19 protein-coding genes are annotated in these 23,965 nt (G+C 42.1%); 14 read left to right on the top strand and 5 right to left on the bottom strand.

Translation table 11 applies throughout. The features are described 5' to 3' along the window. Nucleotides 1-14 precede the first annotated feature (14 nt). From BMX56_RS26515 to BMX56_RS26485, 7 genes are all read left to right on the top strand, one after another. On the top strand, nucleotides 15-350 hold the full coding sequence (locus BMX56_RS26515; RefSeq protein ID WP_090652734.1) for an L-rhamnose mutarotase: 336 nt from the start codon (nucleotides 15-17) through the stop codon (nucleotides 348-350). Nucleotides 351-360: 10 nt separating this feature from the next. Further along, nucleotides 361-1,374 (top strand): zinc-binding alcohol dehydrogenase family protein, encoded by a 1,014-nt coding sequence (locus BMX56_RS26510; protein ID WP_090652733.1) that lies wholly within the window; start codon nucleotides 361-363, stop codon nucleotides 1,372-1,374. 304 nt (nucleotides 1,375-1,678) lie between these two features. Beyond that, nucleotides 1,679-2,530 carry a universal stress protein gene (locus BMX56_RS26505; protein WP_090652732.1) on the top strand — a complete coding sequence of 284 codons (852 nt, stop codon included), beginning with the start codon at nucleotides 1,679-1,681 and terminating at the stop codon, nucleotides 2,528-2,530. A gap of 483 nt (nucleotides 2,531-3,013) precedes the next feature. Then, nucleotides 3,014-5,464, top strand: a complete 2,451-nt coding sequence (ppsA, locus tag BMX56_RS26500; RefSeq protein ID WP_090652731.1) for a phosphoenolpyruvate synthase — start codon at nucleotides 3,014-3,016, stop codon at nucleotides 5,462-5,464. Nucleotides 5,465-5,714: 250 nt separating this feature from the next. Then, complete coding sequence (locus BMX56_RS26495) at nucleotides 5,715-6,509, top strand: MlaE family ABC transporter permease (RefSeq protein WP_090652730.1); 795 nt, start codon at nucleotides 5,715-5,717, stop codon at nucleotides 6,507-6,509. Between the two features lie 5 nt (nucleotides 6,510-6,514). Continuing rightward, nucleotides 6,515-7,291, top strand: a complete 777-nt coding sequence (locus BMX56_RS26490; protein WP_090652729.1) for an ABC transporter ATP-binding protein — start codon at nucleotides 6,515-6,517, stop codon at nucleotides 7,289-7,291. A 6-nt stretch (nucleotides 7,292-7,297) separates the two neighbouring features. Next, on the top strand, nucleotides 7,298-8,281 hold the full coding sequence (locus BMX56_RS26485; protein ID WP_090652728.1) for an MlaD family protein: 984 nt from the start codon (nucleotides 7,298-7,300) through the stop codon (nucleotides 8,279-8,281). 35 nt (nucleotides 8,282-8,316) lie between these two features. Here BMX56_RS26485 and BMX56_RS26480 read toward each other — a convergent pair whose 3' ends face one another. Together BMX56_RS26480 and BMX56_RS26475 are read right to left on the bottom strand one after the other, a co-directional pair. Beyond that, nucleotides 8,317-9,525 carry a zinc-dependent alcohol dehydrogenase family protein gene (locus BMX56_RS26480; protein WP_255369927.1) on the bottom strand — a complete coding sequence of 403 codons (1,209 nt, stop codon included), beginning with the start codon at nucleotides 9,523-9,525 and terminating at the stop codon, nucleotides 8,317-8,319. 94 nt (nucleotides 9,526-9,619) lie between these two features. Beyond that, a complete protein-coding gene (locus BMX56_RS26475) occupies nucleotides 9,620-10,051 on the bottom strand; it encodes an Hsp20/alpha crystallin family protein (RefSeq protein WP_090652727.1) in 432 nt (143 codons plus the stop codon). 158 nt (nucleotides 10,052-10,209) lie between these two features. Between BMX56_RS26475 and BMX56_RS26470 the strand changes: the two genes are divergently transcribed. The 7 genes from BMX56_RS26470 to BMX56_RS26440 all read left to right on the top strand — a co-directional run bounded on the left by BMX56_RS26470 (nucleotide 10,210) and on the right by BMX56_RS26440 (nucleotide 19,627). Continuing rightward, nucleotides 10,210-11,685 carry an MBL fold metallo-hydrolase RNA specificity domain-containing protein gene (locus tag BMX56_RS26470; protein WP_090652726.1) on the top strand — a complete coding sequence of 492 codons (1,476 nt, stop codon included), beginning with the start codon at nucleotides 10,210-10,212 and terminating at the stop codon, nucleotides 11,683-11,685. A 299-nt stretch (nucleotides 11,686-11,984) separates the two neighbouring features. Next, nucleotides 11,985-14,534: a magnesium-translocating P-type ATPase gene (gene mgtA / locus BMX56_RS26465; RefSeq protein ID WP_090652725.1), complete on the top strand. Its 2,550-nt coding sequence runs from the start codon at nucleotides 11,985-11,987 to the stop codon at nucleotides 14,532-14,534. Between the two features lie 526 nt (nucleotides 14,535-15,060). Beyond that, nucleotides 15,061-15,444, top strand: a complete 384-nt coding sequence (locus BMX56_RS26460; protein WP_090652724.1) for a hypothetical protein — start codon at nucleotides 15,061-15,063, stop codon at nucleotides 15,442-15,444. Between the two features lie 301 nt (nucleotides 15,445-15,745). Continuing rightward, nucleotides 15,746-16,831, top strand: coding sequence for an efflux RND transporter periplasmic adaptor subunit (locus BMX56_RS26455; protein WP_090652723.1), 1,086 nt, complete (start codon nucleotides 15,746-15,748; stop codon nucleotides 16,829-16,831). Then, on the top strand, nucleotides 16,832-18,091 hold the full coding sequence (locus tag BMX56_RS26450; protein ID WP_090652722.1) for an ABC transporter permease: 1,260 nt from the start codon (nucleotides 16,832-16,834) through the stop codon (nucleotides 18,089-18,091). After that, nucleotides 18,088-18,768: an ABC transporter ATP-binding protein gene (locus BMX56_RS26445; RefSeq protein WP_090652721.1), complete on the top strand. Its 681-nt coding sequence runs from the start codon at nucleotides 18,088-18,090 to the stop codon at nucleotides 18,766-18,768. Before BMX56_RS26450 ends, BMX56_RS26445 begins: the two co-directional genes overlap by 4 nt. Before the next feature lie 322 nt (nucleotides 18,769-19,090). Next, on the top strand, nucleotides 19,091-19,627 hold the full coding sequence (locus tag BMX56_RS26440) for a hypothetical protein (RefSeq protein ID WP_090652720.1): 537 nt from the start codon (nucleotides 19,091-19,093) through the stop codon (nucleotides 19,625-19,627). A 95-nt stretch (nucleotides 19,628-19,722) separates the two neighbouring features. On the opposite strand, the gene BMX56_RS26435 is transcribed toward BMX56_RS26440, so the two are convergent. Genes BMX56_RS26435 through BMX56_RS26425 form a run of 3 tightly spaced genes read right to left on the bottom strand, consistent with a single transcriptional unit; the run spans nucleotide 19,723 to nucleotide 23,951 of the window. Further along, nucleotides 19,723-19,953 carry a hypothetical protein gene (locus tag BMX56_RS26435; protein ID WP_090652719.1) on the bottom strand — a complete coding sequence of 77 codons (231 nt, stop codon included), beginning with the start codon at nucleotides 19,951-19,953 and terminating at the stop codon, nucleotides 19,723-19,725. Between the two features lie 25 nt (nucleotides 19,954-19,978). Beyond that, a complete protein-coding gene (locus BMX56_RS26430; RefSeq protein WP_090652718.1) occupies nucleotides 19,979-22,387 on the bottom strand; it encodes an outer membrane beta-barrel family protein in 2,409 nt (802 codons plus the stop codon). Between the two features lie 22 nt (nucleotides 22,388-22,409). Next, nucleotides 22,410-23,951: a DUF6734 family protein gene (locus BMX56_RS26425; RefSeq protein ID WP_090652717.1), complete on the bottom strand. Its 1,542-nt coding sequence runs from the start codon at nucleotides 23,949-23,951 to the stop codon at nucleotides 22,410-22,412. Between the last annotated feature and the right edge of the window lie 14 nt (nucleotides 23,952-23,965).

Here is a 23,965-nt window from a genome sequence, read left to right as displayed (position 1 = left end):
AGACGAGATAAACTATGAAGAGACATTGTTTAGCCCTTGACCTAAAGGATGATCCGCAATTGATAGCCGAATACGAATATTGGCACAAAGCAGAAAATGGCTGGCCCGAGGTGCGGAGAAGTATACTTGATGCTGAGATTATGGATATGCAGATTTATCGTACAGGAAATCGTTTATTTATGATCATGGAGACTAGCGAGAACTATTTTGCTGCAAAAAAAGCAGCCATGGACGCACTTAACCCTAAGGTGCAGGAATGGGAGCAACTGATGTGGAAATTTCAGCAGCCCTTACCCTGGGCAAAAGAAGGGGAGAAGTGGGTAATGATGGATCAAATTTTTCAGCTTTAAAATAAATAATATGCAAATAATAGTTTGTGCAGAGCCTGGAAAAATGGCACTCGGGCAACGGGAAAAAACTGCTATAAAAGAAGGCTATGCCCAAATCAGGATCAGACGGATAGGTGTTTGCGGTACCGATTTACATGCTTTTGAGGGGACACAGCCATATTTCAATTACCCCCGCGTTCTGGGGCATGAGCTTTCGGGTGAGTTAGTTGAGCCTAACGGGGCACCCGGTTTTAAAAAAGGCGAGATTGTTACATTCATCCCATACTTTAACTGTGGTGTTTGTATTGCCTGCAGATCAGGAAAACCTAACTGTTGTGCTAAAATTAATGTCTGTGGCGTTCATGTAGACGGAGGAATGGCCGAATACCTTAATGTACCAATATATTCGCTGGTACATGGCGAGGGGCTAAGCTATGATGAACTGGCATTGGTAGAACCATTGGCCATAGGGGCTCACGGGATCAGGCGGGCTGGTGTAAAATCTGGCGAATATGTACTGGTGATGGGAGCCGGGCCAATAGGCCTTGGAATAATGGAGTTTGCCCGCATTGCGGGAGCAAAGGTAATCGCCATGGACCTCAATACAAAAAGACTTGAATTCTGCAGGGACAGACTGCATGTAGATCATATTGTTAACGTATCGACCGAAGATGTACCGGAGCGACTGGCTACAATAACAAACGGAGACATGCCTACAGTGGTGATAGATGCCACGGGCAGCTTAAAGGCAATTAATAACGGATTTCAATATATGGCACATGGAGCCAGGTATGTTCTGGTTGGTCTGCAAAAAGGCGATATTAGTTTGAATCACCCGGAGTTTCACAAACGCGAGGCTACTTTAATGAGCAGTCGTAACGCTACGCGGGAAGATTTTGAACATGTTATTTCATGTATGAAAAAAGGCCTGGTGCAGCCGTCTAATTACATTACCCATCGTGTACAATTTGATAAGGTACCGGATGAGTTTGAAAGCTGGCTTGATCCGGTCAATGGCGTAATTAAAGCAATGATAGAGATATAGCGGGATTAGCTGTGATTGTGGGGCTGCCTTTTTGAAAGCTGTTTGCGATTTCTGAAAAAGCTTACATTGAAATAATATTCTCCATCGCTATTGTGATTACCTGGTTAAACCGGATGATGATAAAGATTTGTTTCTGACTATCGAAAATATTCTGAAATCGACATTCTGACCATTTCCAGAATGTGCGGTAAATCAAATTTCGAGCTGATTTCGATCATGAAATGCCGGTGTACGATTGGTCATATTTGTTATATCGCTTCGTTCAACGAGGATAAAAAAAGATTTAACATTTAATGACTTGATCATGAAAAAGATACTGGTGTTAACCGATTATACATATAATGCAAACCATGCAGCGGCGGCGGCTATTCCACTTGGTGCTAAGTTACACGCGAATATTTTATTGTTTAACACTTTCCTTAGCCATCCCGTTTTATCCGAGCTTGGCGGAACGCCCTATGATGCGGAGCTGCTGATCTGGGTAGACGAAAGCAAGGGGAAAATCACCGATCTTAAAAAGCACCTGGAGAAACTTGTTGCGAAGGTACCACATCGGGAGCACCGGCCCAGTGTCGATTGCCTGCGGGAAGAGGGTAGCCTGCAGTATCAACTAAAGTTTCTGCTTGAAAGAAAGGATATCGAACTCATTATTATGGGAGCCCGCTCGGGCACAACCATAGAACATTTGTTGATTGGCAGTGACAACAGTACAGTGATCAATCAAACAAACCGGCCGGTTTTGATTATTCCCGAAAGCGCTAACCTTAAAAAGATAAAAAAAGTTACAGTTGCCTGCGACTTTGATGAAGGCGATCTGAATGCGGTACATTACCTCACCAAACTCGGCCGTCTTTTTGATTTTCAACTGGAAATTTTACATGTGTCGCTTTGGGGCGATAGCGATTCCCGTGAAATAGAAATGAAAACTAAATTTTCTAACCGGGTAAAAAGATACCGCTACCCTAAGATATCATACCACAACATTTCCGGCAAGGAATTGCCTGCTCGCCTGAATCGTTATTGTGAGGAGAACCAATCTGATTTACTTGTCCTGGTGCATGACCATCATAGCTTTTTAAGCAGGCTATTTAAAGGAAGTAATGCCAATGCACAATTAACAAACCAGCAGATACCGGTAATCCCCTCAGGTATGTAAAGCAGATAAACCGTTGCTACATCCAAGGAAAGCCGCAAACAGACTTAACTCCCTGTAGATTTTTAACGGGTCAGGAGTTGCATTTTTTGAAAAGAAATTTGGTGAAAAAACCGGATTGTTTTATAAAAAATCCCGGCCTGGAAGCGGGGCTTATTACAAACAACGGGTTACGCTTTATCCATTCTGCAGTAAACCTGTTGAATCCATGAAATCAAGAATGAGCATTTTTTCTTATCGGAAAAATGACGTTTAACTTTTTTTGGTGTGTTGAAAAAATCAAACTGAGCCATCTCTGGAATAATGAATAAATGTCTTTGAAATTCCTGGTGTAAATCTTCTGCTTTGTGCAAGATCAGTTTTGGTTATGATGCCGGTCATTATTCCGGGAGAGTATTAAGCTGAAATTAGCTCCATATTAAACAAAAGGAAGTAACTGCAAAGCAGGTAGATAAGATACTTTAAAATCAATAATGGAAAATCAATATGGAACCTCTCATCAAAAAATTCAGTGAAATCGGGCTGCTGGATATCGCCGAGGTTGGTGGTAAAAATGCTTCCATCGGAGAAATGTTTACCCATTTGGTGCCCATGGGCATACAAGTTCCGGATGGTTTTGCTGTTACCGCTGCGGCCTATCAATATTTTTTAAAAAAGAATGAACTGGAACAACCTTTGCAAAAAACACTTCAGGGTCTCGACAGGGATAATTTTGCCAATCTTTCCCAGGTAGGTGCAAAAGCCAGAAAACTGATGACGGATGCAGAAATTCCCCAGGATCTCCAAATGGCCATTATTGACGCATATGATTATTTGTTTAGTTTTTCCGAACCGGCTGTAGCTGTCCGTAGCAGTGCTACAGCGGAGGATCTTCCGGATGCCAGTTTTGCTGGGCAGCATGAATCTTATTTAAATATTCAGGGACACGGGGCTGTAATTCGCGCTGTACAACAATGCTTTGTATCGTTGTACACTGATCGTGCTATTAAATACCGGGAAGATAAGGGATTTGATCATGCTAAAGTTTTTCTTTCTGTGGGTATTCAGCAAATGGTACGCTCTGACCTTGGCTGCTCAGGCGTAGGCTTCACCCTCGAACCGGAATCAGGGTTTCGCGATGTGGTGCACCTTGCCGGGGTTTGGGGGTTAGGCGAAAATATGGTGCAGGGTACGGTTATCCCGGATGAGTTTGTAGTATTTAAGCCCACCTTGAAAAAAAATAAGCAAGCGATTATACAGAAAAAATTGGGCAGTAAAAGCAAAATGCTGGTATATACCCAGGGCGGGAATGATAAGCATACAACTATCAATAAGGATACGGCCTGGGAATTGAGGGGCGAGTTTGTACTGAATGATATGGAAATTGAAAAACTGGCCCGCTGGGCCATGATCATCGAAGAACACTACCAAAAACCGATGGACTTTGAATGGGCGAAAGACGGACAGAACCATCAGCTTTACATCATCCAGGCAAGACCAGAAACCGTACACAGCCAACAAAAGAAGCTGCAGATCAAAACTTGTCGTATTTCAGAAAAGGGCGAAACGATAACAACAGGGGCTGCAGTGGGACACCATATCACCAGTGGTTTTGCGCGCTTGCTAAGCTCTCCTGATGAAGCCGGCAAACTTAATGAGGGCGACATTCTCGTTACCGACACTACCAGCCCGGATTGGGATCCTATACTCAAAAAAGTAGCAGGTATTGTCACTAACAAAGGTGGCAGAACCAGTCATGCGGCCATCATTGCCAGGGAATTAGGTGCAGTTGCTATTGTAGGTACTGAAAATGGCACGGTTAAAATCAAAGACGGAGAAGAGATTACCCTGTACTGTACAGAGGGTAAAACCGGAACCGTTTACCGTGGTAAAATGAATTGGAAAGAAACCCTTACTGATGTTAAAGCAATCCATTTGCCTGAACACCCGAAGGCACAGTTAATTGTGGGGGATCCTGATCAGGCATTTCAACTGGCTTTTTATCCTAACCATGGCGTTGGGCTTATGAGGCTGGAGTTTATCATTACCCATTCTGTTAAGGTGCACCCTATGGCGCTGGTCAATTTTGATCAGGTTATTAACGAAACAGACCGGCTGAAAATCGAGAACCTCACTCATAGGTATTTGCATAAAACCGATTATTTTATTGATCAGTTGGCGCAGGGTGTAGCCACCATTGCGGCAGCTTTTTACCCAAAAGAGGTCATCGTTAGGATGAGCGATTTTAAGAGTAATGAATATGCCGGCCTTATTGGCGGCAGGTACTTTGAACCGGAAGAAGAAAATCCTATGATAGGGTTCAGGGGGGCTTCCCGTTATACGCACGAACGTTACCGGGAAGGATTTCGTTTGGAGTGTGAGACCATGAAAAGGGTAAGGGACGATATGGGCCTCACAAATGTTAAACTTATGGTTCCGTTCTGCCGAACAGTTGAGGAGGGTAAAAAGGTTATAGCTGAAATGCAAAAGCACGGATTAATAAGGGGGGATAACGAACTGGAGATTTTTGTTATGGCCGAAATTCCAAGTAACGTTTTGCTCGCTGAAGAATTTGCCGCTGTTTTTGATGGTTTTTCAATCGGTTCCAACGATCTGACCCAATTAACACTCGGTATTGACAGAGACTCTGCCCTGATTTCCGATTTATTTGACGAGCAGAATGCCGCCAGCAAGAAGTTGATTGTTTTGATGATTGAAAAGGCAAATAAATTGAAGCGAAAAGTAGGACTTTGCGGACAAGCACCAAGCGACTCCAAAGAGTTTACCAGGCTAATTGTTACCGCAGGCATCGACAGTATTTCGTTTAACCCGGATGCGCTCATCAATGGTATTAATAATATTAATGAAACGCTTTCGTCTCCAATCAAGTCTACAAAAACAGGCTATCCGCCGGTTGATGTTAAAAAAGCATCAAAACATGTAAAGGGTACAGCTTAACCGGAATGACTTAGATATAGTATCGTACGCCGGCGATCACTATAAAACTAATTATACTTGAGGAACGGAAAGTCTATCCTTATAGAAGGGTTTGTAATATGACGGACCACCGGTGGGTTGGGCAACTTGTTTGTTGGTACAGATATTTGCTATCCGCTTTCATGACATTGATCATTAACCTATATGATGTTCATCATTCTCCTTCGATAGTTAATACGGTACTTTTAATTAAAATTCAGACCCGTATAGCATGGATAGCTTAGATAAAGTTCATTGGGCTTTTACTGACCGATTACTGGAATTCTTTAAAGAAACCGGTCATGTAGCAAGATTTGCCGGCCATTTTTTTTCTATGGGCCTGAAACCTCGTTTTGAGGTAAAAGAACTTTTGGCACAGTGTTATTTAATTGGTTACAAGTCGCTGCCGCTGATTGGCTTGACCGGATTTATTATGGGCCTCGTATTAACTATGCAATTAAGACCTTCTCTGGTCAGTTACGGGGTCGAATCTGAGTTGCCTGTGATGGTGGGCATAGCTATTGTCCGCGAGATTGGCCCGGTGATCACCGCCCTGATATTTGCAGGTAAAATTGGCAGCAGTATTGGCGCCGAATTAGGCTCGATGAAAGTAACCGAGCAGATTGATGCCATGGAAGTAAGTGGTACTAATCCCTTTAAATATTTAGTAGCCACGCGGGTAGTAGCATCAACCTTAATGTTGCCTATACTTACCATCCTTAGTGATGCAATTTCTTTATTTGGAGCTTATATTGGTGTCAATATCCGTTCAGTCACCAGTATTCGCCTGTTTTACACCCAGGTGTTTGACAGTTTAAACTTTGGTGATCTTACTCCGGCAGTAATCAAAACATTCTTTTTTGGCTTTGCGGTAGGTATTGTAGGTTGTTATAAAGGCTATAATTCCAGTAAAGGTACGCGTGGCGTTGGCAGTTCGGCTAATACAGCCGTTGTGCTGGCTTCTGTATTGATATTCATCATTGACCTGCTGGCCGTTCAACTCACCGACGTTCTTGGACTAAATTAAATGTGATGGAAGCGCCAATCAGATCATCAATAACCGGCAAGGCAACAGGAGTACCTAAAACTGTAATTGAAATTGAACATCTCTGCAAAAGATTCGGGAAAAATGTGGTGCTTAATGATTTTAACCTAAAAGTGTACAAGAATGAAAACCTGGTGGTGCTCGGTAAGTCGGGATCAGGAAAATCTGTTTTGATCAAATGCGTCATCGGACTTTTAAAGCCCGATAGCGGCAAGATCATCGTGCTGGGAAAAAACATACCAGAATTAGATCACGAAAACCTGGATAAGATCAGGACAAAAATTGGTTTTCTTTTTCAGGGGAACGCTCTTTATGATTCGATGACTGTGAGAGAAAATCTTGAATTTTCTCTTCGAAGGCAATGGTTCAGGCTGCCACAAACTGAGGTGGACGATATGGTAAAGGAAGCGCTGGAAAATGTGGGGTTGCCGCATACTGTGGATATGATGCCGGCAGAGCTTTCCGGAGGTATGCTAAAAAGAGTGGCGCTGGCCCGTACACTGATCCTTAAACCAGAAATTATACTGTACGATGAACCAACCACTGGCCTGGACCCTGTAACCGCCAGGGAGATCGACAATCTCATTTTATCCCTGCAGAAAAAATATCATACCGCATCCATCATTATATCTCATGATATGAATTGCGTTAAAAATACAGCCGACCGGGTGGTTTTGCTGCTGGATGGAAAGTGTTATATGGAAGGCAGCTACCATGAACTTGAAGCTTCTGCGGATGAAAATATTAAACAATTTTTTGAATAACACATTATGGTAAACGAGGGAGAAAACAATACCAAATTAGGTGTATTTACATTGGCCGGATTACTGGCGCTGATATTTTCCTTTTATATGATTGGGAAAAACCACAACCTGTTTGGTGGTGGTATTGAGATAAAAGCACGTTTTTCCAATTTGAACGGATTAATAGCCGGGAACAATGTGTTGTATGCCGGAATTCAGGCCGGAACTGTTAAAGACATGCAGTTGCTTAACGATACCTTGATTGAAGTTATCTTGTTGATAGACCCCAAAGTAGGCGCATTTATACATAAAAATGCCATTGCCAGCATTGGAACGGAAGGCCTAATGGGGAATAAAGTTATTAATATTCAACCCGGAACGGGCGGGGACTTAGCGATAAACAAAGGCGATTACCTGCAAACCCGGAAAGCCGTAAATACTGATGCTATGCTACAAACCCTGGATAAGACCAATAATAATATCGCTCTTATTTCAGAAGAATTAAAAAGCACGGTGGGGCGCATTAACGAAAGCAAAATTTTTGAAGTGCTGAATGACAAAGATTTGGGCTCAGAACTTCGGTCTTCTTTAAGCAATGTTCATCAGGCCACAGCGTATGCAAGGGACATGGCTACAAACCTTGATATTATAGTAAAAGGAATCAAGAAGGGAAGGGGCGCTGCCGGACTGTTACTGACCGATACAGCGTTTGCGGGAAACTTAAATAACACAATGCAAAAGATCAGGTTGGTTAGTGACAATGCAAACCAGGCTACCATCCGGTTGAATACATTGATTGAAGGAGTTAAACAGGATCTATCGTCGAAAGATGGTTCCCTGTCCGTCTTGCTCCGTGATTCTGTGCTGGCCGGACAACTAAAACAAACGATGAAAAATATTCAGGATGGTACTGCCGGATTTAATCAGAATATGGAAGCCTTGAAACACAACTTTTTGCTGAGGGGCTATTTCAAAAACCTCGAAAAAAACAAGAAGAAAGACCAGTTTTGAAAGAGGAAATTATTTTTCGATAGAAAAAGCCCCAATTAATCCATTGTCAAAACAGCCGCTCCGTTAATTTGGCCCTTTCTTAATTGTTCAATGGCTTCATTGGCTTGTGAAAGGCGAAATAAGGTTGTTTGTGTATGTACTGGGATTGCTTTCAATGCCTCGAAAAAGTCCAGACCATCCTGTCGCGTCAGGTTAGCTACTGACTTTATCGTTCTTTCACCCCAGATGAGGTCATACGAAAAAGCTGGGATCTCGCTCATGTGAATGCCGCCGCAAATGACCTGCCCGGCCTTTGCAACCTGTCCTAAAGCCATAGGAATCAACTCCCCAGCGGGCGCAAATATCATAGCCGCGTCAAGTAATTCCGGAGAGGTTTCAGTGCTGTTACCGGCCCACACGGCTCCTAATTGCCTGGCAAATTGCTGCGCAGCTTCATCGCCGGTGCGTGTAAAAGCAAAAATTCTTTTTCTCTGCGCCCGGGCAATCTGGATGATAATATGCGCCGCGGCGCCGAAACCGTAAATGCCAATATTGATTGCGGTAGGGTCAATCATCCGGTACGAGCGATAGCCTATTAGCCCGGCACAGAGTAAGGGTGCAGATGAAGGGGCATTGTAATTTTTGTTGGCGAGTGGAAAACAGTAGCGTGCATCGGCTATGGCATATTCGGCAAAACCACCATCAATAGTATAACCGGTAAATAAGGCATGATCGCAAAGGTTTTCCTTACCTTGTTTGCAGTACCTGCAATGCCCGCAGGTATAACCTAACCAAGGGACCCCGACGATGGTTTTCAATGGCAAAGCATTCAGCCCATTTCCAAATCCGGCTACCTCTGCAATAATTTCATGGCCAGGTATCAACGGAAGTTTAGGCTGGTCAAGTTCGCCGTCGATGATATGCAGGTCTGTTCTGCAGATACCACAGGCCAGGATCTTCAGCAGAACCTGGCCATCAGCCGGTTTGGGTACCGGCACCCGTCGAAGCGTAAGTGGTTGGCCTGCTTTTTCGAATACCATGGCCTGCATGAACCCGGGAGTTTCCATTTTAACGCAATTAGAGTTTATCTTAACAAACAACGTTTGCCGTAGGGATGTTTTAAATTGCCGTGCAGCAACCGGGTGGATAAAAACCAGTAATGGAATAGTGGTCGGGTACGGCGATGCCGGCAACCGGATGAAATGATCATCCGGCAAACCCAGCAGAAAATCTATTTCAATTTTATGAAACTCCTGGTCGGCCAACCTGTATTTAATGTCAAGATATTGTTTGTGAGGTTAGGAACCATGATGTTATTAAGATTGAAACTTGTTTTGCTAAACATCCGAAAATTGCGGATCAGTCAATTTTTACCTCTTTTTTAGCCGTCAGGTCCTTGCCTGATTTTTTAAGATCAATGACCAATAAACCATCTTTGTACGATGCTTTAATCTTTTCTTCCGTTACGTTTTCAGGCAAACTGAACATACGGGTGAAAGCCGTTTTTGAAAACTCCTTACGGGTGTAGTTTCCTTTTTCTTCTTTTTGCTCATTACTGGTTTCCGCGCTGATGGTTATCAATCCATTTTCGGTAGAGATCTTAAAATCTTCCTTTTTAAAGCCGGGTGCTGCTACTTCCAGTTCAAAATTATCTTTTGTTTCACGGATGTTAACTGCTGGTAATTGCTCGCCAGAAAAAAGGGATTTGTCGAAGAACCTGTCGGTGTTCCAAAAATCTTCCATCATTGACCTTAATGAGGGAAAGCCGTTAGTTTTTACTAAAGTTGACATAATAATTTATTTAATGTTTACCGTTCAAATTTCCCCTTATTTATGCGGAGTAATGATGATCCATATCAGTTCGCAACGTGATGCTCGTCAATAATTTGCTTCCATCGGTGCGCTAATTTTACTTGATAATACATATCAACTATTAAAACCAGTTAATCATGAACAACGAAAATGATGCTCTAAATAATGAGGTTGTTTCTTTACAGTCTTTTGGGGCCGCAGAAACCGTTACAGGATCAAAACACCTGCTGCAAACACCAGATTTGAACATTCTGGTAGATTGTGGCTTATTTCAGGGTATGAAGTCCCTTCGGGAGCGAAACTGGGAAATGCCGCCGGCCGAACTTTCTGCTGTCGATGTGATGATCCTTACCCATGCACATCTTGACCATTGTGGTTATATTCCCTTATTTGTTAAAAACGGCTATCGGGGTAAAATTTATATGAGCCCACCCACCCGTGACCTGGCCGAGCTGATACTGAGGGACAGCGCAAAATTGCAGGAAGAGGATGCCGATAAAGCCAATAGACGGGGATACAGTAAACATCGGCCTGCCGAGCCATTGTACACCACAAAAGACGTAGAAACAGCCTTGCAGCATTTTGTAACACTGGAACCTGGACAAACTTTCGGCCTGAATGATCATATATGCTTTAAATTTTTCCCGGCGGGCCATATTCTGGGTGCTTGCTCTCTTGAAATCAATTGTTATGGGAAAACTATTGTGTTTTCCGGTGACCTTGGGCGTTATCATTCAGAATTACTCCCCCCGCCCGTTCATCCGGTTAAGGCTGATTTTGTGGTAATGGAATCCACTTACGGAGATCGCTTGCACGGTGCAGATGATCCGGCGGAAGCATTTGCTTTGGCCATCAAGGATACAGTTTTTCGGCGTGGTAACCTGCTGATCCCCTGTTTTGCTGTGGGGCGCGCACAGGATGTGATGCATATTTTATGGCGGCTAAAAAATGCCCAAATAATACCTCAAAGTATCCCGGTTTTTCTTGACAGCCCTATGGCAGCTTCAGCCGGTCGGTCTTTGTTGAAATATGCGGATTGGCTAACGCTTCCCCCGGGCGAAGCCGTCCAAATGTTTAGCGGGGTGACCATTAACCAGGATTACAGACTCACGGAAAAAACCATCCGCCAAAAAGGGAGTAAGATTGTGCTTGCTGCAAGTGGGATGCTCACCGGTGGCAGGGTTTTGGAGTACCTTAAACACTACCTCGTGGATGCAAGGAACACCGTCCTGATGATCGGATACCAGGCTGAAGGTACAAGGGGAAGAGCCCTGCTTAACCAGGTGCCGGAAATTAAGATACATGGACAATATTACCCGGTAAAAGCGCGGATTTTGGGGATTGGCGGTTTATCGGCACATGCCGATCAGACCGAATTACTAACCTGGATAAAAGGATTTGAACAAGCTCCCAACGAGGTTTTTCTCGTACATGGTGAGCCCTGCGCGCAGGAGGCATTTCGGGTTAAGCTAAAGGATGAACTTCGCGTTCCTGTAACTATCATGAAAGAAGGCAGACCAAAACTGTTGTTTCGGATAAATCGTAGTGAGTTAAAAGTGCTGCCCCTTTCTGAAATGGCAAAACAACCTCCTGTTAGCCCGGTTGAGGGCTGATGTGAAACAATTCTTTTGTACCACGATCATTTTAATTGACGGGGCATTATTGCAAAATTTACAGTACAGGATATTCAACAGTAACCATTATGCAAACTATTAACGTCCTCAATAACAATTCACTGGCAGACCTGGCGGAGCCCTATGCGCAGATGTAATCATGAACGGTAAGTATAATGACCTGATGGTTATGGGTAATCACCGTTTTTATTTTAAGGAAATTATCTGCGACTATATAGAGTATTCTCTCCCCGTTCATATTTCTACGCCATTGCTCATTTCTTCATACTAATCGATCCATGGAAAATAAAGCCGACACCAAAATGAAATTCTGGCAGTTTGATACGAAAATGGCTTATCAACAGTTATCTGCCAATCCCAAGGGTTTATCGGCTCGGGAAGCTGCTATCAGGATGCAGCAATATGGCCCCAACACAATCAGGAATAATTCAAAAACATCCCTTTTTCTATTATTTCTGACACAGTTTAAAAGCCCGGTCACACTGTTATTGATTGCAGCCGCTTTACTTTCTGCGGGTTTAGGTGATGTGACCGATACCTTAATTATTTTGGCCATTGTTCTTATTAGTGGTTTTTTAGGTTTTTGGCAGGAGAAAGGGGCGGCGGACGCTGTTAAGGAGTTATTAAAATTAGTGCAGTTGAGCTGTGATGTGCTGCGGGACGGTCAACTTAAAACCATTCCTGTGGAAGAAGTTGTCCCTGGTGATGTAGTCACCTTAAACGCCGGAGATTTTATTCCAGGGGACAGTTTGCTGATAGAATCACAGGACCTGTTTGTGGATGAAGCGGCATTTACTGGAGAAACCTTTCCGGTTGAAAAGCGTTGCGGCGCTGTTGCTGCCACCGCCCCTATGGCTAAAAGAAGTAACGCCTTGTTTATGGGATCTCACGTAATTAGCGGTAAGGCTAAAGCATTGGTCATCCAAACAGGTGTAACAACAGAATTCGGAAAAATATCCGCAGAACTAATGAGCAGAACGCCCGAAACTGATTTTGAAAAAGGGATAAGAAAATTCGGCTACATGTTAATGGAATTAACCTTACTACTCGTTATCATCATATTCGCCGCCAACGTACTGCTTCATAAGCCTGTACTCGATTCTTTTTTATTTTCATTGGCATTGGCTGTAGGGCTTACGCCGCAATTGTTGCCGGCAATTATCAGTGTGAATTTAGCTGCCGGGGCAAGAAGAATGGCCCGACAGCAGGTAATAGTCAAACGCCTGTCTTCAATCGAGAATTTCGGAAGCATGAACATCTTATGCACCGACAAAACCGGGACTATTACAGAAGGAAAGGTAACGCTTGGAGACAGCCTTGATTACAATGGCAGGCATAGCGACAAGGTATTGCAGTATGCCTGGCTTAATGCGGTTATGCAGCAGGGTTTTCATAATCCTATTGACGAGGCAATCTGCACTGCAAATGCCGGAACGGTAAACAACTACAGCCTGCTGACGGAAATTCCGTATGATTTTATAAGAAAAAGACTGACGCTTCAGGTTGAAAATGACACCTGTAATATGGCGGTAACGAAAGGTGCGGTACAAGGTATTTTGGCCTTGTGTGACCAGGTGGAGACGGGCGAGGGAGAACTGGCAGACATCCGGGAGATGGAAACTATACTTAATGAGCAATATGGCCGGTTAAGCGAAGGCGGTTTCAGGACGTTGGGTGTAGCCTACAAACCTGTTGACGGTACACATATTATTACAAAAGACGATGAGCGGGGCATGATCTTTTTAGGTTTTATTACCTTGTTTGATCCGCCCAAAGAGGGGATTTATGAAACAATTAGAAAGCTTGATACACTTGGAGTCAGGCTGAAAATGATTACCGGCGATAACGAGCTGGTAGCGAAAAGCCTGGCGCGGCGGATTGGGATCGGGCAACCTAAAGTGCTCACGGGCGCTTCTATTCAAAGAATGAGCAATTTGGCGCTTGGCCACCATGCACCACTAACAGATATATTTGCTGAAGTGGAGCCCAACCAGAAAGAAAGGATTATTATGGTTTTGAAGAAAGCCGGCCATGTAGTGGGCTTTATGGGAGATGGCATCAATGACGCCCCGGCCCTGCATGCTGCGGATGTAGGTATTTCTGTTAATACGGCCGTAGATGTGGCTAAAGAAGCCGCTGATATTGTATTGCTTAGCCGGGACCTGAACGTATTGCTGGAAGGGGTACTGGAGGGGCGCAAAACGTTTGCCAATACGATGAAATACATTTTTATGGCCACCAGCGCCAATTTTGGCAATATGTTCAGTATGGCAGGCGCATCTTTGTTTTTGCCTTTTTTGCCGCTATTGCCAAAACAGGTACTGCTCACGAACCTGTTAACAGATTTTCCCGAGATGGCGATTGCGACTGATCGCGTAGACGACATCAATATCCAAACGCCGCAGCGATGGAATATGCAGTTTATACGGCGTTTCATGATCACTTTTGGCCTGTTAAGCTCGGTTTATGATTACCTGACCTTTGGTGTCTTATTACTCATCATCCATGCCAATGAAAAAACGTTTCAAACCGGTTGGTTCACCGAATCCGTGATTTCGGCGATTTTAATTGTACTGATTGTCCGCACACGCCTGCCGTTCTTTAAAAGCCTGCCCGGGAAGTACCTGGCAACAGCAACAATAATTATCCTTTTGGTGATATTAACCTTGCCTTTAACGCCAATAGCTGCCTGGTTTGGCTTTGTTCAGTTGTCCTTCTCATTTTATGGCTGGATGTTGTTGATTATCTTCTGCTATATGTTTAGCGCCGAACTCGCTAAATATTGGTTTTATAGAGGGACATTTCGTCTTTTGAAAAAAACGTTTTAACATAATATAACGGCGGACATAATTGTGATTACTATTATCCCCGATACTAACTGGTATCATGTTAGTTTTTAGTAATTTGTAGGTTATTTGAGCGAGTATTTACATCTTTTATTTGTTAAGCATTAAAAGTTGAAATTATGGAAATACACGCATCACGTAATCAAAACTGTTCTCTGTCCGAATGTTTTGCGGGAGTTGTTTCGCACTCCTTGCGTTAAATGGTATTCGCTATCGATTTCGAAAAAGAGAGTTGAAGGTTATCACCTGTGTGGAGGTAAGGACCGCCTATTGGGTTTAAGGACAGGTATCGCCCATAATAACGCCGGGGATGGAAAGACCCAGATCATGGGCCCAAAAACGATATTTACAACCCGGAGAACAGAATTGCAAAGCGCGTCCGTTTTGTCAAATATTTTTCGCGGGATACAAACCTGGAAATTTTCGATCAAACCAGGATATGACCAGCATCACTTTCCGGGCTGCTGCCGGTCATTCCGGCTTCGGAAAGTCCGCCGTATTCTTGTGTATGAAAAATCATGTTAACATTAAACATATCAAGAACCTGAATAATGACGGTTTGAGAGGTATCTCCTTTTATAAACAGGAGCTGGGTATCATGCAGGAAAGACTGCAAGAGATTGCTGCCGACAATACGGCGCGCGAAGTACAGGAAAAAGTGGAACATTTTCAAAATCAGTTTCTGATTCATGGAAATTACCTGGATGAATTAAAGCATGACATCCATGGCAATGACCAGGACATCGAAGCCGAGTTGCTGCGTACGGGTACTACGGTTTCCGAAAGCGTTGCCACCGAACATACCCGGATCCATGAGCGTTATCTCAACGAGGAAAGAATGTTCAACGATCTGCGTCATGAATTTAACCGCCTGGCGGCAAAATGGATGTGAAAAATACTTAAGCAAAATTTACCGAAGTTTCATGATGGGCAACTGGGTATCCGCTCATTACGAAACTTTTGGAAATTGGGTGGCCGTAGTGACCATGGCATTGAATACGTCGGATGTGATATAACCCTGCTCATTCAATTTATTGGTTTGCGCAATCCTTTGATGTATCGCACCGATTGCTGTCGTATCTCGGTTTGACGCCGGTCACATTCAAATATGAGCGATATCAGTAATCCGTTTGGGTATTTATTGTTACTTACAGTGGATTTTTAATAGCTCTTTGGACGCAAATTTACCATCAATGAAGCAGACTATTTACTATATACTTCTGTTTTCCCTAATCAGTTCATGCTCGGATCCGCAAGATCATACTAAAGCGGCGATCAGTGATATTACCGTGTCTTTATATGCTTCAGCAAACGTCAAAGCAAAAGATCAGTACACCGTGGTATCAACTGTACCGGGCATTATCGCCAAAGTTAACGTACAACCTGGCGACCTGGTTAAACAGGGCGATGTCTTGTTTATATTAGAAAATAAAGAGGCTGCATTAAATGCCGAAAATGCACTCCAGCACTTAAACTTCGCATCATCAAATGATCAAAAAAATTCCGGGCAGTTGCAGGAGGCTTTGTATGCTGTACAAGCCGCTAAAGAAAAATATCGGCTCGATTCCACTTTTTATTATCGGCAGGAGAATTTGTGGAAGCAAAATATTGGCACCAGGGCAGAATTGGACCAGCGCGATTTGGCATTTCGTACCTCAAAAATAAATTATGCTTCAACGGTTAAAAGTTTGGAGCAATTGAAAAAGCAGCTAAAAAATGATTTGTACCTATCCAAAATAAATTATAACATCAGCCGAAAGCGCCAAACAGACTATTTAATTAAAAGTGAAATTGACGGAAAAATATTTGACGTAATTCAAAATAAAGGTGAGCTGATCACATCACAGACACCATTGGCTGTTTTGGGAAAACCAGATTTGTATTACTTAGAAATGAATGTTGATGAGCATGACATCACGGGGGTAAAATTAGGTCAACAGGTAGAAATTACTATGAATAGTTATAAAGGTCGTTTATTTCAGGGACGGGTTAGTAAAATTTATCCTATTATGGACCAGCGTTCACGAACTTTTAAGGTGGAAGCTTTGTTTTCCAATCCTCCCGGGAAGCTGTACCCCAATTTAACCGCAGAGGTGAATATTATTGTAAGGGTAGCAAAAAACGCAATTCTAATTCCCAGGAATTATTTAGATAAGAATAATAACGTATGGTTGTCGGGGCATATTAAGATGAAAGTGATTACCGGGGTGCAAGATGAAAAAAACATCGAGATACTACGGGGCCTGGATACCTTGCAAACAATTTATAAACCCAAATAAATGAAAACAGGTTTACTTCTGACTATTGCATTGGCATTGTTAAAAGCACGGTTAAAACAATCGGTGGTGGCTGCTGCCGGCGTTACCTTCGGCATTGCTATGTTTATAGCCCTTATTAGTTTTATGACCGGATTAAATAAGATGTTAGACAGTTTGGTTATTAACCGCACTCCGCACATCAGGCTATACAATGCAATTGCACCGTCAAAAATACAACCGGTTAACATGGCTGCCGAATTTGGAGCGTTCAGGAACTTTATTCAATCGGTAAAGCCGAAAGACGATGGAAAACAAATTTATAACGCGATGCGCATAATTAAAGCCATCCGTGCGGATGAGCGTGTTATTGATGTTGCACCTAAAATAAGTACTTCTGTTTTTTTTAACAGCGGGACTATTCAGATATCGGGTATTGTTGACGGGATAGATGTTGAACTGGAGCAAAAGCTATTTAATTTAAATGACAACGTTATCGAAGGTAATATCAGCGATCTTGGTGTTGTCAGCAACAGTATAATAATTGGAAAAGGGCTTGCAGACAAATTGATCTTAAACATAGGCGATATGGTAAGGGTTACAACTGCCGACGGTGAAATGTCGATGCTGAAAATAATAGGAATAGTACAGTTCGGAATAGCCGAAGTAGATGATGTGCAAAGTTTCACCTCGGTGCAAACCGCTCAAAAACTGCAGGGTAAAGCAGCCGGCTACATTACCGATATACAAGTCAAATTAAAAAACATAGCATTTGCTCCAGCCGTTTCAAAAGAATACGCCAGGTTATTTGGCGTAAATGCTATTGATATACAAACAGCAAATGCCCAGTTTGAAACAGGTACCAATGTACGGAACATCATCGCTTATAGCGTAAGCGTCGCTTTGTTAATTGTTGCCGGTTTTGGAATATATAATATTTTGAACATGCTGATCTATGAAAAAATGGATACCATCGCCATTTTGAAAGCCACCGGGTTTTCGGGAAAGGATGTTAAAGCAATTTTTATCCAATTATCAATGACACTTGGTGTTGTGGGCGGTGTTTTTGGTGTATTATTAGGTTATTGCATGTCGCTTATTATCAGTCATATTTCGTTCAAAACCACGGCTTTGCCTACTATCAAAACGTATCCTGTAAATTTTGAGCTTATATATTACGTTATTGGCGTAGGCTTTGCCCTTATTACCACTTACTTTGCCGGCTTGTTACCGGCCCGCAAAGCGGCAAAAATTGATCCTGTTGGCATAATAAGAGGAAAATGATAGAAACACCGGTTCTGCAGGCGATTGCTATAAATAAATATTTTACAGATCCTGTTCGTTTTCGCGTTTTAAATGACGTCAGCTTTAGTATCGAAAAGGGAAGCTTTGTGTCGGTTACGGGTAAATCTGGCTGTGGAAAATCAACTTTACTTTATATTCTTTCCACAATGGATACCGATTACGAGGGCGAGGTGTTGTTGGATAATGAGCCACTGCACCAAAAAAATGCTACTGAATTGGCGAATGTCCGTAACCAAAAGATCGGATTTGTATTTCAATTTCATTACCTGATTGAAGAGTTTAATGTATTAAAAAATGTGATGTTGCCTGCTATGAAACTGGGTAAGTATGCTTATGAAGAGATAGAACAAAAAGCGATGCAGCATTTAAAAACATTAGGAATAGCAGATCAGGCGCTAAAAAATGCCAATCAACTCAGTGGCGGACAGAAGCAACGTGTGGCCATTGCAAGAGCCCTTATTAACGATCCGCTAATTGTAATGGCTGATGAACCCACAGGAAACCTCGATAAAAAAAACACAGATATCGTTTTTGATATTTTTAAAGAAATTTGCATGACAAATAAACAAACCATCCTGGTGGTAACCCATGACCCTGACTTTGCTAACCGGGCTGATAGAATCATTCAAATGGAGGATGGGGAAATTGTATCATAATGCGATAATAACTGTTTTATAAGAAAGCCGCTACAATATTTTGAATAGATTATATTTTTGAAGATGCTTTCAAAAATTGGAAAGTAAGGCTGGATTTTGCAATGTGTTATTGCGAAGAGGGAGGGATTCAGCCTCCGGTATCTGTAACAGTACGCCTAATTTTGAATCAGGCATGTTCGATTACTTTGACAGCTTTCTGTAAGTTTTAAAAGCAAAAAAATCTCACTTTGGCGGGACTACTTTTATTCAACAGTTGGTAAGCAACGATAATATTTTTTGCAACCAATTGCCGGGTTTATTCGTCTTTAAAAAAAAGACTCTTATGAAAATACTATCAGCCATTTTTATCACCACATTGCCATTCGGCCTTTTCGGGCAAACAAAAAACAACCCGTCAGTCAATTCATACGAAAAACTAAGCTTTGAAAATGGAGGTTTTTTAGTGAAGGATTATTATATCCCTCTTGATGGCAATATTAACAATAATAACAGCGCCATATACCTGTCAAAAAAACCAGGGATGGATGATATTTTAAAAGCTGCAACCATATTTAAAACAGATTCATTCACAGTGGAAAAAAACAAAAAGATCCTTTACTCGATGATCCTTTATGTCAATTCTTCCTATAGTTATCTGTCAGTCACAAACATAGGTACGGGAAAACAAAGAAATTTTCCCTGCAAATTTGATGGGGTAATATCGGCCAACCGCGCTATTGAAATAACCGGAAAGCGTTACGATAACAAAGGATCTGTTATCGATGGGGTGCTAAATTTCAATTCCGTGCAATACAAAATCGTCTCGAATAAAGAGATTGAGGCAACGATAACGGGCATACTCAATAACAACGATCTATAGTTATAAATTTGACTGAAAGCAACAGGAGGCTGTTATGCGTTAGGGAACAGCCCCTTGCTCTTTTCAAAGATATTGCAGGGTTAAATACGTTCGTTTTAGGCTGCCTGGCTATTAATCACGCATTTGTCACTACAGGAGTTATAGGTGCCACAGGCTGTCAGCTCTGAGCACGACCCCGAGTGGGTTGCACATTCGTTAAAGCTGCGTACGCCACCATACAGCATATCTATAACCTCGGCATTTAGTATGGTTACCTGGTTTTGGGGATGAGTCAAGTCGGCATTCAGCCTATTCAGAAACAGTGATTTAAGAAGTTTTGATTTCATGGTTTAAGGATTATTTTTAAAGAGATTATTTTATTCGCTGTTTTTCATCTTCGTTACTGGTGTTTCGCTTATCAATCTTCTTCACTTTCAGGTTGCCAAATGTTTTGCTGATTGTTAGCCTGACGCTTCGCGCATCGCTGTTTGTTATTACCCTTGTGTACTGATCATCGGTTTGGTTAATGTTGTATACATGCCTGTCGTTATATTTTAGTAAATCGTTCACTGCGAGTGAAAGCCTGAAATTGCTTTTAGGAACATTATAATTCGCGCCCAGGTCCACCCGGTAACTGCTGGTGTTGTCTTTCCACAAGCCATACCTGCCTGGTGTATTGAAGCTCATGTTACAATAAAGACTAAGGTTTTTAGAACCAATTTTGCTAAATGAATTATTTAAAGAAGCAAATAATTGCACATTGCTGTTTGACGCAGCCGAGTTGGTAATGCTGGTGTTATAGCTCCGGTGGTAATAGCCCAGGTTGGTATTTATTGAGGCGCTCCAATGATTATTAAACATATTATGCTGGGTAAAAAACCAAAAGTTATACTGTTTTTGATTCCCCCAGTTTTGCCATTTAATTAATAAAGTATCCTGGTTAATAACCTGGTTAATCTGGCTGAACAAGCGATTGTTTTGTGTATAAGTAAGCCCCCAGTAATAGGTTTGTTTTAAACTATACATCAGCTCAACTATGCCGCCGTTTGAAGGGTTGAGATAAGGGTTGCCTTCGGTGATAGTCCGGCTGCCAATCAATCGCCTTGCCGGGTTGAGATAGCTGTAGCCGGGGCGGCTGTTATTTATTTTGGATGTGAGCGAAAACGAATTGTTATCGTCAGGACTGTAGTTGAGATAGCCCAACGGGAAAATAAAAGTGTAATCCTGCTTATTGGCCTGCAAAGTGACCGCGCGGGTTTCGGTATTGATATGACTATGCTCTGCCTGCAGGCCTATTTTTGCCGACCATTTTTTGCCGAAATCCCGTTCGAGGGTTGAATATCCTGAATAGATCTTCTCGCTGTAATGGAAATCGGCGGAGAATTCGTCGAGCGGCCTGATTTGGTTATTTGACAGGTCGAAGGCCTGGTAAGGCGTGTTTATGGTTGAGTTGCTATACCTGAGGCCGCTTGTTAACAGAACCTTTGCAACAACAGGTTTTGAAAAATCGGTTTTAATAGCATAGTTACGTATGTGTTGTGGCGATATGTTTTGGTAATTGCCGCCCTCGAGGTTACTGTTAAAGCGGTTATTCTGGTCCATATCTGCCTTTAAATAGTCTGTACTTAATTCAAAATAGGTTTGTTTTTTTTCCGAGTTGTATTTCAGAAAGGCATTGTTTGATAGCAGGTTGTTTTTTACGTGGTCAACCTGCAGATAATTTGAATTGATAGCGGCAGGTTCAATAGTTTCGGCACCGTCGCCATTGCTGTTAGTTTTCGAGTTGTTGGTTATCAGCTGCGTTCCGATAGTTAAAACGGGGGTTAAACTGTATCGCAGATCTGTGTATATATTTATCCCTTTGCGGTTAGCCCGCGTATTAACGTCAGATGTTACTGTCGACGGCTGTGCGCCATAAAAATTGGTGGTTTTTCCGATGGTTTTAAAATAGTCGCCGTCATTAAGCCCGATTGAAAGAGTCTGGTTGTAACGATTGGAATTAAAATCGAGATTGTTTGATAAAATGCCCCTGTTTACACTGGCCCGTTCATAAGCAAGGGATGTTGAACCTCTGATACCATTTATATCAAGGTGTTTCAGGATGATATCGATAACCGGCCCGTTTACATCATAGTAAGGAGGAGGGATGCTGAGAATTTCAATCTGCAGGATGTTATCGGCCGGCATATTCTTTAAAAAATTGGCTAAGTCTTCACCCGAAAGCGGAAACTTTTTCCGGTTAATGAAAACAGTTGCATTTTGCGGGTTCCCAAGAATGTTTAATGCCCCCTGGTCTGTTAGTTGTACCATCGGTGTTTGCCTTAACACTTCAAAAACATTATTTCCGAGCGTAAATGGCGAATTGGAAACATTGAAAACAAACCTGTCGCGCTTACGCTCAAGCAGGCGCTTATTGCCTGTGATTGTTACTTTCGACAGTGAGTTGATACGTTCTGTTAATTTTATATTGAGGTTGGTATCGTTTGTCAGGTTAATTTTTATCGATAAAGTATTATAAACCACGTTCGTTATGGTCAAGTTGTAAACCCCCTTTTGCAAATGGCTTATTTTAAACGCTCCGTCTTTATCCGTTGACGTTGTTTGTGCGAAATTTATATCTGTGCCCGAAGTTAGCTTAACAGAGCAACCAGGAATGGATACTTCTGTGCTATCCTTTATAAAACCCTTTATGTGTAGCTGTGCATGCGTGGCAGCGCACAGGAACGAGAAAAAAAAAGCTAAGCATATTTTTCGGCAGAAACTTGTATTAGTTATAGTCATATTTATTGGGGTTGTGTTTGCTTTAGGCTACCAAAAGCCTGTTGTATACAAAAGCCTGGCTCGACAAAAAATGATAAAGACCATCGTTTATGGAGTCAACTTCTATTTTTACTTCGTCATGGGTACTCATGATTTTAATTATCTCTTTTCCATTAAGTTCCTGGTCCTTAATTAAATCAAATACCATAAACCAGTTTTTTAACAAGATCAGTTTAAACCTGTTGTTTTCACGGCAAATGAGGTACGGTAATAGATTACCCGTACCCGGCACTTTATCGTCTATTAAAGCCGCTACATTCCTGGTTGTTAAATCGTGCGGCCATTCATAATAAAGATGTATAATCTGGCATGAGTCTTCATTTATTTTGAATTTAAGGTCCAGGAAATCGTTGATGTCATATTCATACAGGTAGGTAAGGCTGTTACAATAGGCAGTTGCCGGCTTAAGGTTCATTATCGCCCATTCAACCTGGTAAAGGTCCCATAGCTTGTGGTATTCGCTGTTATCAAAATTATCTTCCAGGAGCGCTTCGATAACATCTCCGTCGACATTGTTTATATGGTGGCCCATTTTTTTTATATAGCTTTCGCAATAACCAAAACGGTTGTTTGAGCTGCTGGCCTGCCAGTCGGGCGGAATGGAAGGAGTTGGGCTATAAATCTTTTGATTTTTGTAGATATTGCTGATATGCTTATAGTAACGTGGAAACTCAAATGAAAAGCGTTCTTCCATATGTAATGCCAGTTTGATATGAGATTTGGCCTGCCCTATCATGTGTATGTATTTTTGAACCTGGGGTACAAGCCCAAAAGAAGTAAGCTTATACATATGGCCTTCATTGTCACTCAATAAGGCTCCTGTAGCACTCTGGTAATCACCATATTTCATAAACAGAAACTTGGCGTAAAAAAGTTGTTCAAAAAACAGGTTATAGGCGCCTTTCAGAGATGAATTGAGTATGTTGTGTTCATTTTGTTTTACAAATTCAAAAGCCTGGGCACAATAGTTTTTATAAAATTCAATATCGTGGCCGCCTATAATACCGGCATTTATAGCTGTTAGTTCGGCATTTATGTTCATGCCTTCGGTAAACTGACCAGGTAATATGAAGTTTTTGTTTGTAGCTTCTTGATATAATTGTTCGTAAATGCCATGGTTTACCTCAAAGTTTTGAAAAATAAGTGGTTTGGCCAGTAGTTTCCTGTCAAATGGCTCCCACATAAACACGTCGTTATCTATGTGCAAAAAAGGCTCATTTTGCTGGCTGTAAGTATATATTTTACCCATTGACCATAATAGCGGATCGATATGGTTAATGCAGTCAAGTTCAACTTTTACGTCATCGTAAGGAAGGGAAAGTTTATTGATTAGCCAGTCAAATCCCTGATTATCGGTATATAAGGTTACAGGCGTGCCTGTGTTGTATTTTTGTAGCAGCAACAGGCTTAGTGCGCAGCTAATGGCATGATGTTTTTCGGTTACCCATCCGCCGCGAAAGCGGCTGTACTCATTTTCATATGTTTTAATACAAGGTAAACTCCAGTAGGATTGAATGTACTTCATGTTTATTTATATTT

This window comes from Mucilaginibacter sp. OK283, from assembly GCF_900110415.1.
Classification (GTDB): Bacteria; Bacteroidota; Bacteroidia; order Sphingobacteriales; family Sphingobacteriaceae; genus Mucilaginibacter.
The sequence above is the reverse complement of the archived record's forward strand: the minus strand, read 5'-3'. Positions and strand labels throughout refer to the sequence as shown.